This is a genomic window from Butyricicoccus sp. AM32-19, assembly GCF_003480365.1.
Lineage (GTDB): Bacteria > Bacillota > Clostridia > Oscillospirales > Butyricicoccaceae > Agathobaculum > Agathobaculum butyriciproducens.
This window is the reverse complement of sequence record NZ_QUIX01000003.1, coordinates 1-16123: the sequence shown is the minus strand read 5'-3', so window position 1 is coordinate 16123 and position 16123 is coordinate 1. Positions and strand designations below refer to the sequence as shown.

The following is a 16123-nucleotide window of genomic DNA, read 5'->3' as shown; positions in this document are numbered from 1 at the left end:
CAAAGATAAATTTTACTCCTCTGCACTTTCGTGCAGAACGCCCTTTTTATAAAGCACCTCTTCCATCTGGTGCACACGCTCGGTCCACGAGCACTGCGCGCCGTAGGCAAGGCGTTTTTCCGTCCATGCCGGACGTTTTTCCTTGGCAGCGGCATCGCACAGCGGCAGGAACATCTCGGGATTGCGGGCAATGTAGACCACATCCTTGAAATCCTCGACCTGCAGCGGCTCGCGCGTGGAAACGATCGGCTTGCCGGTTGCCAGATATTCGTAGAACTTGAGCGGCGAAACGTCCTTGGAGAGCGCACCGGCACGGAATACGTTCAGGCAGACGTCCATCTGCGCCAGATATGCGGGCAGCTCGGGCTGCGGCACCAGACCGTGGAATACGATGTTCGGGTACTGCTTGAGATTTGTCAGGTCAACACCCGGCAGCGTGCGTCCGATCAGGAAAATCGTCGCGTTCGGACGGCTCTTCGCCAGCTTTTCGATCAGTGCATAGTCGATGCACTCCTGCAGCATGCCGACAAAGCCGTAGATCGGATGCGGCAGATCCTTCATGTCCTCCGGGCAGGGAAGGGTGTCCTTCTCGGTCTGTACGCGCGAGAAAATCTCGTAAGCCGCGCCGTTCGGGATCATCTGGGTGGTCGGGTTGATCTTTTCCAGTGTCTCTGCCAGTCCGACTGCGGTTGCGAATACCTGATCGGCAGGCTTGGCCAGATCGCATTCCATCTTGTCCACAACCTTGGGATTGATGTGGCCCTTGTATGCGGAATGACGGTCTACACAGTCATATACCAGCTTGGAGTGCGGCAGGTGCTCCACAATATCGCACGAGGACGGCGAGTAGCACCACAGCACGGTCTCGTCGCCGAAGCCGTGCTCGCGCATCTTTTCGCGGATGAACGCCGCCTGCCGCTTCTGGTTGATTTTGTTGATCCAGCGGAACTTGTTGAAAAACGGCAGTACCGGCGGCAGCGCGTACACGGTGATGTTTTCGTGTCCCTCGACTTTTTCGCCGGGCTGCTTGTATTTTTCGATATATGCGGAGGCTTTTTTGTCCTTGAGCGGTGCGATCATGGACACCGGAGGATCAAAATACAGGATTTCGCTGTTGCGCAGACGGCTCATCACGTTCTGCTTGCGCGTCGGCAGAGGATGGTAGTTCGTTGTCGAAAGACAGACGATGTGGTTCTTCATATCTATATAACCCCTTTAGTGGATTGTTTTATCATGTATCGTAGGGCACCCCGCCCTACGGTTTAGTTTTCGGAAATGTTCAGCAGCTTCGCTGCACCCTTCACATTCTCGGACTCTCTTTCTCTCAGCATTTCCGCGGTGCGGTGCACCTCGTTATCGAGCGCACCGGAGACGCACTCGTCGATGAGGCGGCACAACGGCTCCGCCTTGACGGACGAAAGCTGCAGGCAGGTGCGGCTTCCGATATATTTCAGAAAACCGTCCACCTTGATGTCGTAGCTCATGCCGACGACCGGAACGCCCTGACCGGCGGAGAACATCAGCGAATGCAGTCGGATGCCAACCACGGTTTTCATGCGGGAGAGGATGCCGATGGTGACTTCGATGGGCTGTCGGGTACGCACGGCGTGCCACGGACAGTGCAGCAGTGCGCCGACACGTTCTGCGGGCATGAGGTCGCTCGGGAACTCGATGGGTACGAAAACCGGCGTCAGACCGTGCTTTTCGTAGGCATAGTTGGCTGCAGCCGCGATTTCGGGCAGAGCCGTGTCCAGACCCTTCCAGTTGCGCAGACCGAAGCCGATATACTTTCCGTTCGGGTCAATGCCGCTCTGCTCGAGGGCGATATTGACGATTTCACGCGGCGCCGGCGTCAGAATGATGGTCGGGTCGGCGGAAACACGGATATCCGGCCGGGTAACGCCCATTTCGGCAAGCAGTGCGCGGGAATTGTCGTCGCGCAGCGTGATGCGGTCAACCGATGCATCAATGGTTCTGGCGGCCATCCGGCGGTTGCCCGGACGGTTGATCGGACCGATGCCGCAGCCGTACATCATTACCTTGCAGCCGCGCTTTTTGGCGGCGTACAGCGTGTAGCAGTAGTACCAGATCGAGCGGGTGGACGTAACATCCTGCATGAGTGAGCCGCCGCCGTTGATATACAGCGCGGCATGACGGAACTTGCGCAGGACGGAGAACACATTAAAGGTATAGATGGCGTTCGTGCGGTAGATCAGGCGCGTTTCCTTTGGCCTGCGCGACATAACGCAGATGGTGCGTTCGGGATCGAGCTGACGCATCTCCTGCACGATGGCCTCTAAGATGGCGTCGTCACCGGCGTTGCCGCGTCCGTACGCACCGCAGATGACAATGCTCTCGCGCTCGTTTTTCGGACGGTGGAACCGTGCCAGCAGGTGACGGTAGTTTTCCATCTGACGTTCGCACATTTTGTCGCGCGAGAAATCGCGGGAGGCTTTTTCGTACAGCGCGTCCGCGAATTTCTGCCGCAGTTCGGCATCGTTGCCCAGACGGACCAGATATTCCGCCAGCCGCTTATCGTCCCCGACCGGGAAGATATAGCCGTTTTCGCCGGTGTCGATGAGTTCGGGCATGCCGCCGACATCCGAGCAGATGGTCGCGCAGCCGGCACAAACGCCCTCGAGAATGGAGTACGGGAAGGTTTCGGACACCGAGGACAGCAGGTTGATGTCCATCGCACGGAAGAACGGCATGACCGGCGATACCCAGCCGCAGAATGTTACGCGCTCGCGCACGCCGAGCTGGTCGCACAGCTTTTTGAGCATATCCTCGTCCTCGCCGTCACCGGCGATGAACAGGCGCAGCTGCGGCGCAGATTTCAGCGCCTCGGCAAAGCCGCGAATGGTGGTCGCAATATCCTTGACAGCAGTCAGACGCGCGGCAATGCCGCATAGCACGTCGCCGTCCTCGATCTCGGCTCCGTAGGTGTCCCGCAGATAGGCAACGCGGTCAAATTCGCCCTTCGGACGGTCAAAATCCATACCGTTGTAGATTTTTACAATGCGCTCCGGGTCAAAGCCGCGCTCGATGAGCGTGCGCGCCATACGGTCTGCGACCGGCTGATAGAAGTCGAGAAAGCGCAGCGCGATGGCATTCGCCGTGCCGAGCGTGTACTGCTTGAGCGGACTGCCGAGGTAGTCCAGCCGGTAATCCGAGTGGACGGTCGTCACGATGGGAACATGACGGCTGCGGCGCACCATGGCTCCCATCAGGTTGGCACGGCCGCCGTGGCAGTGAATAATGTCGGGCTTGAACGCATCTACCAGGTCGCGCATGGTCCGTGCCGCGCGGAACGGATTGTGCCGCTCGATCACGCGCACATCAATGCCGCGCTCGCGCGCTTCATCTGCAAACGGACCTGCGCGGAACGAGATGAGCATTACATCGTTATTGCGGTTGAGTCCGGTTACAGTATTCATAATCTGGGTCTTGGCGCCGCCTACATCGCCGCCGCCCATTACATGCATGATTCGCAAAGTCAAATACCTCCACTTGACAAGTATAATCAGTATACCATGAAAACAGGGGGATTGCAAAACTCGGACGCGGTAAATGTCGTCTTTTTCGGCAGTATTTTGGCAAACGAAGTTTGTTTTTTTGCTCAGAACATGGTATACTGATTTTATCTGACGGAAAGCGAGGGTTTTTCTTTTGTCCTCTAAAAATACCATGACGCGCGATGCCATGCTGTTCCTGCCGGCCAAGGTGGTCGAGGGACTGCTCGTCATCGGGTGTTCCTCGTTGTATTCCCACATCTTTGTGGAGGGTGCGGTCAGCGCGTTCAACCTGACTAACACTACGATACAGCTGCTCTACCTCATCCTCGCGGGCTGGATGGCGAACTCCGCCACCCGTTATGTAGGTGAGGAGTATCGCGCCGATGAAGGACGCGGCCTGTTCTCCACGGTTTCTACCATCTATGTGGGATTGTGTGTGCTTGTTGCCATCGGCTGCTGCATTACGGCAGCTGTGACGCAAAGTCCGGTTTGTCTGGGCGGTGCGCTGATGTTCTGCACCTACACGGCGTTTCAGGTGCTCAATGCGGCGCTGATTCAGCTCGGCCGCGTCAAAGCATCCATCCTGTGGTCGCTGACCTCGGCGGTGCTCAAGCTCGCGGTTGCATTCGCGCTTGTCGGCGGCAAGTCGAATTATCCGTCGCCGTTCCCGGCTATCTTTGCCAATACCATTGCGGACGGTGTAGCCACCATCGGTGCGGTGTTTGCGCTCAGCCTGCCGGTTGTTGTGCGGCTGAAGTATTTCTCCAAGCCGCTGCTGAACCGGTTCCTCAAATACGGCGTACCGCTGATGGGCGTTTCTATCTCGGTGGCGCTGCTCAACCAGATCGACAAATACCTCGTTGTCGGCTTTTACGGCAACATTCTGTACGCATACTATTCGAATAACAACTCGATCGCAAGCGGTCTGTTCACGATGATCTCGGTCGGCATTATGCGCGGCGTGTATCCTGCCGTGCTGCGCGGCTGGCGTGAGGGCGGCAAAGTCGCAGCAAAGCCGCTGCTCGATCAGGGCGTGCGGCTGTATCTGCTGATCGCCGTGCCTGCGGTTGCAGGTCTGACGGCGGTTGCGCTGCCACTCAGCCGGTTCCTGTTCCCCGCGAAGTACGCCGCCGGTGCGCCGGTCATCGCGTATACTGCGCTTGCCATGCTGTTCATGGGCCTGACCGAGTACGCCAACAAGGCGTATGAGCTGGAGCAATCCACCGTACACGTTCTGCAGAACAGCGCGATCGCAGCAGTTATCAAGGTGGTTTCGAGTGTCATTCTGCTCAAAATCCTCGGATTTACGGGCGGTGCGCTCGGTTCGGTGGTCGCATTTGCGTCCTACTTTATCATTACCTGCGTGCGCGTGCGCAGCCGGTTTCTGTTCCGCGTGGCACCGGTCAGTCTGGTGCGCATCATCGTTTCGGCGCTGCTGTGCGGTGCGGCGGCTTTTGCATGCACGCTGCTGCCGGTCGGCAATCTCATTCGCCTTGGCGCGGCTGTCGTGGTCGGTGCGGGCGTTTATGCAGTGTGCATTATCGTCAGCGGTGAGGGCCGCGAGGAAGTACAGGCGGTGCTCCGCCGGCTGAAACGATAAGAAAAATTGTCGAAACAGCGTGGATTTCACTGGTAAAACCTTGTCACGGCATTAAATCCATGCTACAATAACTCTATCTGAAAATTGTAAACAGAGAGGCGTAATATTATGGAAATGATTCATGAAGCGGGTCAGTACGTTGACACCGTAAAGCGCGTCTGCGAAGCAGTCGGCAGCGAGGTCACGTTCCGCGGCACGGTTCACCGTGTACGCGATATGTCTGACTTTTCTTTTGTTGTAATGCGCGTTGAGCGCGGTCTGATCCAGTGCACCTTCCAGGGTGACGAGATCGGCGGCATCAAGCGTTCGGATGTCAAGGATGCAATGGTACTTGAGGTTACCGGTACCGTTCGTGAGGAGCCGCGTGCAGAGCATGGCGTTGAGGTCGTTCTGAGCGCACTGTCCATCCTCGGCAAGCCGTACGACCAGCTGCCGGTACCGCTCGGCAAGAAGTATATGGGCCTGTCCCTTGATGTTGATCTGCCGCTGCGTCCGATCACGCTGCGTCATCCGCGCAAGCAGGCGATCTTCCGCGTACAGGGTGCGATCGCTGACGGCTTTGCACAGTACATGCAGTCGCAGGGCTTCACCCACATCCACACCCCGAAGATCGTAGTTGCAGGCGCTGAGGGCGGCGCAAACCTGTTCAAGCTGGATTACTTCGGCACCCCGGCTTATCTGGCACAGTCCCCGCAGTTCCACAAGCAGTACCTCGCCGGTGCATTCGGCCGTGTATACGAGATCGGCTCGGTTTACCGTGCAGAGCGTCACAACACCTCTCGTCACCTGAACGAGTACATGGGTCTGGACTTCGAGATGGCCTACATTGATTCCATGTACGATGTAATGGCAATGGAGACCGGCATGCTCAAGTCCGTTATGGCTTACGTTAAGGAGCACTGCGCCGAGGAACTCGCTATGCTGAACGCCGAGGTTCCGGAGATCAAGGAAATCCCGACCATCCGCTTCCACGAGGCGAAGCAGATCATGGAGGAGAAGTACGGTCACAAGTCCAAGAACCGCTACGACCTCAACCCGGACGAAGAAGTGCTGCTGTGCCAGTGGGCAAAGGAGGAGCACGACTCTGATTTCGTATTTGTAACGCACTTCCCGTCCGCAAAGCGTCCGTTCTACGCGAAGGATGATCCGGAGGACCCGAAGCTGGCGCTGTCGTTCGACCTGCTGTTCCGCGGTCTGGAGATTACCACCGGCGGTCAGCGTATCCACGATTATCAGGAGCAGATGGACAAGCTGGAGGCCCGCAAGATGAACGCCGAGCTGTTTGAGTCCTTCACCATGCTGCACAAGTACGGTATGCCGCCGCACGGCGGTCTGGGCATCGGTCTGGAGCGCCTGACCATGCAGCTCCTTAAGCTGAACAACATCCGCGAGGCATCCATGTTCCCGCGTGATATGAACCGACTCGAGCCGTAAAAGGCTTGCGCCTTCGTTCCAAAGGGCTGTGCCCTTTGGAACGAGGGGACACCCTTGACAGGCTTGCGCCTATAAGGGCTATTGCACCAAAAAGGACTCGGAATTATCGATTCCGGGTCCTTTTTGGTGTTTGTTAAAAATGACCCGGCAGAGCCGCCTGTGTCCCTTGGTATGCGCCCGGAGAAGAAAATCTTCACTCCTCACTCTCCACTCTCTTTTCGGCTCTTTACGAGGATTTAACATTTTTTCCTCGGTTGGCTCTTGACGTTCGCGGAAATTTTCCGCATAATAAGAATGGACAAAAAGATTTCCGGCCATGCTGTTTGAGTACGGGTCGTTACCGAAAGGAGATCAGCACAATGAACGAAGAATTAAAGCTGCTTCGCGAGAAGAAAGGCTTCATCTGCGATATGGACGGTGTTATCTATCACGGCAACCGTCTGCTGCCCGGTGTAACCGAATTTGTGGACTGGTTACAACGCGAGAATAAGAGCTTCCTCTTTCTGACCAACTCCTCCGAGCGTTCGCCGCTCGAGCTTCAGCAGAAGCTGGCCCGTATGGGTCTGGAGATCGGCGAGGAGCATTTCTACACTTCCGCGCTGGCTACGGCGAAGTTCATCGCCAGCCAGAAGCCGCACGCATCTGCGTATGTTATCGGTGCGCCCGGTCTGGTCGGTGCGCTGTACGAGGCGGGCATCGTGATGAACGATGTGGACCCGGATTATGTTATCGCGGGTGAGACCAACACCTACAACTATCAGACCATCCTCAAGGCGGTCGATCTGATCAACAAGGGCGCGCGCCTGATTGCCACCAACTCCGATTTGACCGGCCCGTCCGAGCAGGGCATTATTCCGGCATGCCGCGCACTGGTTTCTCCGATTGAGCTGGCCACCGGCAAGACCGCGTACTATGTTGGCAAGCCGAACCCGCTGATGATGCGTACCGGTCTGCGCCTGCTTGGTGTGCACTCGCACGAGGCGGCTATGATCGGCGACCGCATGGATACCGATATTGTTGCCGGTATTGAAACCGGTCTGGACACCGTTCTGGTGCTCTCCGGCTGTACCACCCGCAAGGATGTGGAAAATTACGCGTACCGTCCGCACTTTATTCTGGATGGTGTTGGCTGTATTCCGCCGCAGGCGTAAAGAAGCCGTCTAAATCGAACTACACAAAAGCCTTTCCGAAATTTTTTCGGAAAGGCTTTTTTCATTGGATAAAGAATGGACAATTCTATGCTATACTAAATACAGGAAAAGGATAGACCAATGACAGATAGAGAGGGGGCACCTCAAATGGCAGGACACATTCTTTTAGCAGAGGACGATAAGGCGTTATCCGCGCTGATGCAGGATTTCTTTCGGGCGGCGGGCGTGGCGGTAACACCGGCGTATGACGGCGAGCAGGCGCTCGTGCTGGCACAGGCGCAGCCGTTCGACCTGCTGGTGCTGGATGTGATGATGCCGCATCTGAACGGGCTGGAGGTCTGCGAAGCGGTGCGGCAGGAGAGCGATGTTCCGGTCATTTTCGTCACAGCACTTGGGCAGGAGGGTGACACGCTGGCAGGATTCCGCGCGGGCGCGGACGATTATATCACCAAGCCGTTTTCGTTTCCGGTGCTGGTGGCAAAGGCACAGGCGCTCATGCGGCGGGCCCGCGGGCTGCGGCTGGGCGCGAGTGAGCTCGGCTACGCGAATATCCTGATGGATACGGCTTCGGGCACGGTAACGGTGGACGGCAACCCGGTAAATCTGCGTCCCAAGGAGGCGAAGATACTCGAGCTGCTGCTGCGCGAACAGGGACGCACGGTGTCGCGCGACCTGCTCATCGAGCGGGTATGGGGCACGGATTTCGACGGGGACGAGCGCATGATCGACCGGCACATTGCCAGCCTGCGTAAAGCGCTCGGTACAGCGTCGCAGCATATCCGTGCGGTGTACGGCAAGGGCTACCGATTGGGGGGATCAACATGACAAAGCGGATTCGTAAAATCGGCATCGCGGCAAGGTTGACCGCGGTTGTGGCAGTGATTCTGGCGGTGTTTGTTGGACTGTGGACATTCAAATTGATTGAAAACGCACAGGTTGTCGCAGCGTACAGGGCAGGTATGGAAGTTAACGATATTTGCTGGCGTGTTGAACACACGTTGGTAGAAAAAGGGTATGACCCTGATGATATGCCGTCGGCCAATACGCCGGAATACGATAAAATGCGTTGTGATTTGGCATATTCCATCTGGGATAGTGAAAAAGCGTATGTCGTGCAGTATTATGATGGACAGGAAAACTGGGTCACGATGCGTTCGCCGCTGCTGCTGTATGGTAAGAATGCCGATGCCGATATTGACATCAGCAATTTTGCCGAGCAGGATATTCGTGAGATGCGTGAGGTATACGGGCCGAAAAAAGGCTTTTCAGATGACGTGGGATACATTGCAATGATATATGGCAAAAAAATCGAAAACAATGGTCATACGATATATATTCCGAACCGAATCTGCGTAGGTGCGTATGATTATGAATGGACGGCACAGACACCGGTTGAAGAGGTCGGTCAATGGGAAGAAATGCCGCAGTGGTGCTTTGACAAGGATTCGAATATGGAAGTATACTTTGCGGAAAAAAAGTATCTGGAAACCAAACTGCGGTGCATAAACGGAGAAAATGTGAAAGTGGATCATACAGGGGGATATTTTACTATCTTTTTGTCCCTGTCCAGCACGATCGGATATGGACATGGAATGGTCATGGCCACTGCGCCGATTGACAAGGAAGCTGCATATGAGGATCTCTTTTGGGGTATGCCGTTCATCACGATTGCATTGTATCTGATTTTCCTGTTTATTTTCTATAAAATCGTGCGCCGCATGGTGTCCGACCCACTGGTTGACACGGCGCGAGAAGCAAATCTGGTTGCAAACCTTGCATTCGACGAGTTCAAGCCCGACCTGAAACGCGGAGACGAAATCGGCGAGCTAAACCGTGCGCTGAGCGAAATGGCGGCGACTCTGCACACCCGCTGGGACAGCGAACGCGACCTCGAGGACAAACGACAGCAGTTTGTCTCGGCGGCAAGCCACGACCTGAAAACGCCGCTTGCGCTCATCGGCGGGTACGCCGAGGCCATCGCGCAGGACATTTCGCCAGAGGAAAACGCGAGGTATCTTGCCGCTATCGAGCAGGAAACCGACCGTATGAACGGTCTGGTGCGCGAAATGCTGGATTACACCCGTCTGGACCGCACGGACGAGCTGAAAAACCGCAAAACGCTCAATCTGACCGCACTTGTGCGTGATATGCTGACCGAATACGCGCCATTGTTTGAGAAACGCCGCCTGACCGCCGATATTGCGGATGGTGTGCGTATCCGCGGCGACGAAACGCTGCTGCGGCGTGCCGTCGGCTGTCTGTTGGAGAATGCCGCCAAGTATTCGCCGGAAAACGGGCGCGTGTCCGTTCGGCTGACGAACAGCCGCAATCATCTGCTGACCGTCGAGAACGACTGTGAGCCCATTCCGGAGGACGAGCTGCCGCGCCTGTTCGAGATGTTCTATCGCGGCGATAAGGCGCGCGACCGCGCAGGCGGACACGGACTGGGACTGGCCATTCTGCAGAAAATACTCGCGCTGCACGGCCTGACCTGCAAAGCGGAAAATATAAAGGGCGGCGTGCGGTTCGTTGTCTGCAATAAAGATTAAAAGCTGAAAAAGGGCATAAAAATACCCCGCAAGAGAATCTCTTGCGGGGTATGATTTTACTTACTTTGCGTAGTCGATCGCACGCGTTTCGCGTACCATGTTGACCTTGATCTGGCCGGGATAATCCAGCTCGTTCTCGATCTTCTTGGCGATTTCGCGGGCGAGAAGCACCATCTTGTCGTCCGAAACCTTCTCCGGATTGACGATGATGCGAATCTCGCGGCCTGCCTGAATGGCAAACGAACCGGAAACACCGGGCGTCTCGTTGGCGATGCTCTCGAGCTTCTCCAGACGCTTGATATAGTTCTCCAGGTTCTCGCGGCGAGCGCCCGGACGTGCAGCGGAGATGGCATCGGCTGCCTGAACCAGACATGCAACGATGGTCTTTGCCTCTACATCGCCGTGGTGTGCCTCGATGGCATGGATGATCGGCTGGGATTCCTTGTACTTCTTGGCAAGGTCTACGCCGATCTGAACGTGGCTGCCCTCAACCTCGTGGTCGATGGCCTTGCCGATATCATGCAGCAGGCCTGCGCGGCGTGCCGGAACCGGATCGAGACCCAGTTCGCTGGCCATCATGCCGGCAATGTGAGCCACCTCGATGGAGTGCTGCAGGACGTTCTGACCGTAGCTGGTGCGGTAGCGCAGGCGGCCGAGGATCTTGACCAGCTCGGGGTGAATGCCGTGAATGCCGGTTTCGAAGGTAGCACGCTCGCCTTCGCTCTTGATGATCTGCTCAACCTCGCGGCGAGCCTTGTCAACCATTTCCTCAATGCGAGCCGGATGAATACGACCGTCAACGATCAGCTTTTCGAGGGCCAGACGTGCGATCTCACGGCGAACCGGATCGAACGAGGACAGAGTGATAGCTTCGGGCGTATCGTCGATGATGAGGTCTACGCCGGTAAGGGTTTCCAGCGTGCGGATGTTGCGGCCCTCTCGGCCGATAATGCGGCCCTTCATCTCGTCGTTCGGCAGCGGAACGACCGAAACGGTCGCCTCGGATACCTGATCGGCGGCACAGCGCTGAATTGCGGTCGAGATGATCTCGCGGGCGGTCTGCTCGCTTTCGTCCTTCAGGCGCTGATTGATCTCGCGCAGCTTGACGGCTGCATCGTGGGTTGCTTCGTTTTCAATGGACTGGACGAGCATATCGCGTGCTTCGTCGCGGGTCATGCTGGCAATCTGCTCCAGCTTTTCTACCTGCTCGAGCTTGATGCGCTCGAGTTCTTCCTTTTCCTTCTGGCTTGCGTCCAGCTGGCGGTTAAGGTCATCATTTTTGCGGTCGAGCATGTCGCTCTTCTTGTCCAGTGCTTCCTCGCGCTGAATCAGGCGGCGCTCAAGCTGCTGGGTCTCATTGCGGCGTTCCTTCAGCTCGCGGTCGGCTTCGACGCGCTGCTTGTGGATTTCGTCCTTTGCCTCGAGTATGGATTCGCGTTTTTTGGTCTCGCCGGCCTTGATCGCTTCGTTGATGATGCGGGTGGCCTCGGTCTCGGCAGAGCCGATCTCTTTTTCCGCAACGCTCTTGCGATACAGGAATCCGATGATTACGCCTACTGCGAGACACACGATACCGGTGATGATCGGTATGATGATGTTGCTCATGTCTGTTGGTGTGTCCTCCTATTTACGAATTTTGGGAGACGGCACAAAACCAAGACAATACCGCAGATCTGCGGTGCTGTTTCTCAATAGAGCGGCAGTTCGGCAGAAAACAAGCTGATTCCACGGTGAAACACGCGCAGCACGCATGAGCACTGCACGAAGAATAAAGGCAGAATACGCCGAAAAAGCGAAGATTCGCTCGAAAAAATCAGGGTTTTGCGCTGTCAAAAGAAAAATGCGATTCCGTCAATTCGCATCGGAATTGGCGGTTCATGATAATGCCTTTGAAAAAAGCCGTGCTCACCATTGGCACCGGCTCTGTTACAGCAGGTATTATACTATGTTTAATTGTAAAGCCTATTCGTCAAACTGTCAAGAAAAAGACAAGCTGACATACGCGGTTTTTGGTGTTTTTTGAAAACGGCTGGTGTGCGCTCTTGTGAACAGCAGGGCGATTTGCTATAATAATTCTGTATTCCCTCATGGAAGAGACGAGGAGGAACGACTATGAACGAGTCTATGTGCCGCGTACAGCGCGGTTCTTTCGTATATTATACCTGCCGACGGATTCCGGTTCGGCATGCCTTCACCACCAAATTCGGCGGTGTGAGCACAGGCGCGTGCGAAAGCCTGAATTTAGGCTTCAACCGCGGTGACGAGTTGGAGAATGTGCGCGAAAACTATCGCCTGCTGGGCGAGGCGCTCGGCGTGGATGAGACGCGCATGACGCTCACCAAGCAGATCCACGACACGCAGGTGTCGGTTGTGACTGAGGACAAGGTCGGCATGGGTCTGCACCGCCCGATGGAATGGCAGTCGGATGCGATCGTGACCGCACTCGCGGACACGCCCATCATCGGCTTTTACGCGGACTGCGTTGTCACCTTATTATATGATCCGGCGACGCATACCGCAGGCGTGTGTCATTCCGGCTGGCGCGGCATGGCGGCAGGCATTCTGCCGAAAACCGTTGATGTGATGGCGGAGCAGCTCGGCACAAAACGCGAAAGCCTGATCGCCGTGCTCGGTCCGTCTATCCGGCAGGAGTGCTTCGAGACTGATGCGGATGTGCCGGAAGCGATGGAAGAGCTGCTCGGTGCACAGGTGCATCCGTTCATCATGGAGAAAGGTCCGAAATTCCATGTGGACCTGCAGGGCATTGGCGTAAAGCTGCTGCAGGATGCCGGACTTTCGGCGGAAAATGTGATCGACAGCGGCATCTGCACCATGTGTCATTCGGATGAGTTCTGGTCGCACCGCGTAACGCACGGCGTGCGCGGCGTGCAGGGCGGCATGATCTGTCTGTAAGCGAAAGGATCAATACAATGAAAAGTTGGAAAAAACGTGCGCTGGCGCTGACAATGGCGGCTTTGGTCGTGCTCAGTGGCTGCACGTTCCCATTTGGACAGGGAAACGACGGCGACGGCGCACCGGTAGACAACGTGGATGTGTCGGACGCGTATTTCGGTCTGGCGTGGTATCGCTCGGGCACAACGCTCAATCCGGTTATGGACGGCACCGAGGTCAACAGCATGCTGCGTGAGGCGCTTTACGAGGGCCTTTTTGAGATAAAAAGCGATTTTACACTCGAAAACGAGCTGTGCGAGGACTATACGAGCGATGGAACCACGTTCAGCTTTACGATAAAAAAGGGCATCAAGTTCTGGTCGGGTGCGGAGCTGACGGCAAGTGATGTTGCCGAAAGTCTCAAGACTGTGCTGGAAAACGAAAGTTCGCCGTACCACAACCGACTGACCGAGGTGTCCTCGATCGAAGCGGTGACAAAGCGCATGGTTCGCATTACGCTTGCGTCGCCGAACGTCAACTTCCCGAAACTGCTGGATATTCCGATCTATCGGGCGGGTACGACGGACGAAGGAGAGTTCGCCGAGGGCACCGGACCGTACAAGCCGGTTCAGAACGGCGCTGCATGGACGCTGGAGGCCAACGAGAACTGGCACGGCGGCTTTCTCGGCACTATTCGGCACATTACGCTGGTCAAAATGACGCGCGCGGATGCGGCGGACACCAGCTTCCGCACCGGCGATGTATCCATCATGCGCAGCGCCCGTATTGCGCCGGACGACCAGAATATTGCGTTCACCGGCGAGGTCGATACTGTTCCGGTGAGCAGTGCTATGCTGCATTATATCGGTTTGAATTACAATAACAGCCAGTTCGCAAATGCAAAAGTGCGGCAGGCGCTTTCCATGGCGATCAGCCGTCAGGGACTGTGCGCAACCCAGCTGCAGGATTATGCCGATCCGGCGGTGCTGCCGATCAATCCGCAGCCGGCAGATACCGGCGTGTCGTACAGCCTGTCGGCAGATTTGATGACTGCGGCGCAGCTGCTGCGCGAGGCGGCACAGGAAGGTGCATCTTCTGCAGGCAGCAGTGACAGCAGCACCGATTCTTCGGACGGAGGTTCGGATTCTACAGACAGTTCCGATGATGACTCGGACTCTTCTGAGGAGGACGGCTACTACGACGAGGACGGCGACTTTATCTATTATACGAGCGGCCGGGCAAGCGATACCGATTACAAGGTGGATTTTCTGACCGTGCGCACGTCGAAAAACCGAACCGATTCGACGGTTTCGGACGAGGAAGCTGTGCTTCTGGACAATGAGAACACGGACTCCGGTGATTCGACCGATTCTGCAGACAATTCCGGCTCGACCGATACCACAGTAACCGATACGATAGTGACAGACGCGGCGACCGTGCAGCTTTCGTTCCGCCTGCTCGTCAACTCGGACAACGCGTTTAAAGTAGCGGCGGCAAAACAGGTTGCGGCATCGTGGAATTCGCTGAACGGCGTCAATGTCACGGTGGATGAGGAGCCGTATGATACCTATGTTTCCATGCTGCAGAGCGGTTCGTTTGATGCGTACTACGGCGAAACCCAGCTGACGCCGGACTTCGATCTGCGCCCGCTGCTGTCTCCGCAGGGCGGACTGAACTATGGATCGTACTCGAGTGAGGACATGAGCAATGCCATCACGGCGTACCGCAGCGGCGAGAATACGGAGGGTCTGTACACGACGTTCCTGAATGAAATGCCGCTTATTCCGCTGGCATTTGAGCGACAGCAGGTTGTGCTCAGAAGTGGTCTGATCAATCATTTCAATCCGGCACCGTATAACGCATTCGCAGGACAGGAGAACTGGGTCAAGCCGTAACCGCCCGTTTTCGCTGAAAAGGAGAATATCATGCAGGAAAATCACAGAATGCAGGGGCATTTGTTCGGCGCGTTCAGCGTGCTTGTCTGGGGTACGACGTTTGTCTCAACGAAAGTACTGCTGCGCGCCTTCACGCCGCTGGAGATTATGGTAGCGCGGTTCACGCTCGGCTTTCTGGCACTGCTCATCGTGGGCAAGGGCCTCATGCGTCCGCAGAAAAGATGGCATGAGGGATTGTTTGCGCTGGCCGGTCTTTCGGGCGTTACGCTTTATTTTTTGATGGAAAATATCGCGCTGACGTACATCTCTGCGTCACTGGTCGGCGTTATCGTAGCGGCAGCGCCGCTGTTTACCGCACTGATCGCAGCGGCGGTGCTGCACGAAAAACTCAGCAAATGGTTCTTTTTCGGCTTCGTTTGTGCGATGGCGGGTGTCGCGCTTGTGTCGCTTGCGGGCGTCAGCGAGTTGCATTTCAGCCCGGTTGGCGCACTGCTCGGCGTAGGCGCGGCTCTGGTCTGGGGTGTGTACTCGGTGCTCGTGCGCCAGCTTGGTCACATGGGCTACCGTACCATTCCGCTTACCTGCCGCATTTTTGGATACGGTTTGCTGTTTTTGCTCGTTCCTGCGGTGATTGAAGGGTTTCCGTCCGGTTTGAGCGTGTGGACGCAGCCGGTTCATCTGGCAAATCTGCTGTTTCTGGGTCTTTGTGCGTCTGCAACGTGCTTTGTGACGTGGAATCGCGCGGTTTTCCTGCTCGGTCCGGTGAAAACCAGCGTGTACATTTATGCAACGCCGGTTATTACAATAGTAAGCTCAGCGTTGATTCTACACGAAACCATGACGCCGATCATGTGGCTGGGCACGGTTTTGGCGCTCGGCGGTCTGATTTTGTCCGAACATCGGGAGAAAGAGAAAACGACGGCGTGAGCCGCCGTTTTTTGTTTGCAGCAAAATTCTTTGCAAAAAACGAAAAAAAGTATTTGACAAATGCTCCGGGATTTGGTATTCTATTAAAGCTGTCTCTCAGAGGCAGGCTCAAAACCGAGAAGTTTGGTTTAGAACCGATTGAGGTTCTGAAAAAGAATTT

Annotated in this window: 11 protein-coding genes; 8 read left to right on the top strand and 3 right to left on the bottom strand. The window is 56.1% G+C overall.

All coding sequences use genetic code 11. The features are described from left to right. Positions 1 to 12: 12 nt before the first annotated feature. Both DW806_RS03890 and csaB read right to left on the bottom strand, forming a co-directional pair. Positions 13 to 1200 carry a glycosyltransferase gene (locus DW806_RS03890; RefSeq protein WP_118729165.1) on the bottom strand — a complete coding sequence of 396 codons (1188 nt, stop codon included), beginning with the start codon at positions 1198 to 1200 and terminating at the stop codon, positions 13 to 15. 62 nt (positions 1201 to 1262) lie between these two features. Beyond that, entirely contained in the window at positions 1263 to 3485 is a 2223-nt protein-coding gene (gene csaB / locus DW806_RS03885) for a polysaccharide pyruvyl transferase CsaB (RefSeq protein ID WP_243022634.1), read from the bottom strand. A gap of 184 nt (positions 3486 to 3669) precedes the next feature. Between csaB and DW806_RS03880 the strand changes: the two genes are divergently transcribed. From DW806_RS03880 to DW806_RS03860, 5 genes are all read left to right on the top strand, one after another. Next, a complete protein-coding gene (locus tag DW806_RS03880; protein WP_147358070.1) occupies positions 3670 to 5115 on the top strand; it encodes a lipopolysaccharide biosynthesis protein in 1446 nt (481 codons plus the stop codon). Positions 5116 to 5223: 108 nt separating this feature from the next. Continuing rightward, positions 5224 to 6549: an aspartate--tRNA(Asn) ligase gene (gene aspS / locus DW806_RS03875; RefSeq protein ID WP_118729162.1), complete on the top strand. Its 1326-nt coding sequence runs from the start codon at positions 5224 to 5226 to the stop codon at positions 6547 to 6549. A 359-nt stretch (positions 6550 to 6908) separates the two neighbouring features. Further along, positions 6909 to 7700: an HAD-IIA family hydrolase gene (locus tag DW806_RS03870; RefSeq protein ID WP_118729161.1), complete on the top strand. Its 792-nt coding sequence runs from the start codon at positions 6909 to 6911 to the stop codon at positions 7698 to 7700. A gap of 147 nt (positions 7701 to 7847) precedes the next feature. Continuing rightward, entirely contained in the window at positions 7848 to 8525 is a 678-nt protein-coding gene (locus DW806_RS03865; protein WP_110435890.1) for a response regulator transcription factor, read from the top strand. Then, the gene (locus DW806_RS03860) at positions 8522 to 10249 is read left to right on the top strand and encodes a sensor histidine kinase (RefSeq protein ID WP_118729159.1); all 1728 of its coding nucleotides are present in this window, start codon (positions 8522 to 8524) and stop codon (positions 10247 to 10249) included. Before DW806_RS03865 ends, DW806_RS03860 begins: the two co-directional genes overlap by 4 nt. A gap of 60 nt (positions 10250 to 10309) precedes the next feature. Here the strand turns inward: DW806_RS03860 and rny are convergent, their stop codons facing one another. Beyond that, on the bottom strand, positions 10310 to 11854 hold the full coding sequence (gene rny, locus DW806_RS03855; RefSeq protein ID WP_117492099.1) for a ribonuclease Y: 1545 nt from the start codon (positions 11852 to 11854) through the stop codon (positions 10310 to 10312). Positions 11855 to 12361: 507 nt separating this feature from the next. Here rny and pgeF point away from each other — a divergent pair. The 3 genes from pgeF to DW806_RS03840 are packed head-to-tail and all read left to right on the top strand — an operon-like array spanning position 12362 to position 15963. Then, positions 12362 to 13162, top strand: coding sequence for a peptidoglycan editing factor PgeF (pgeF, locus tag DW806_RS03850; RefSeq protein WP_117492101.1), 801 nt, complete (start codon positions 12362 to 12364; stop codon positions 13160 to 13162). Positions 13163 to 13179: 17 nt separating this feature from the next. Then, positions 13180 to 15036, top strand: coding sequence for an ABC transporter substrate-binding protein (locus tag DW806_RS03845; protein WP_118729158.1), 1857 nt, complete (start codon positions 13180 to 13182; stop codon positions 15034 to 15036). 30 nt (positions 15037 to 15066) lie between these two features. Then, entirely contained in the window at positions 15067 to 15963 is an 897-nt protein-coding gene (locus DW806_RS03840) for a DMT family transporter (protein WP_118729157.1), read from the top strand. Positions 15964 to 16123 lie beyond the last annotated feature (160 nt).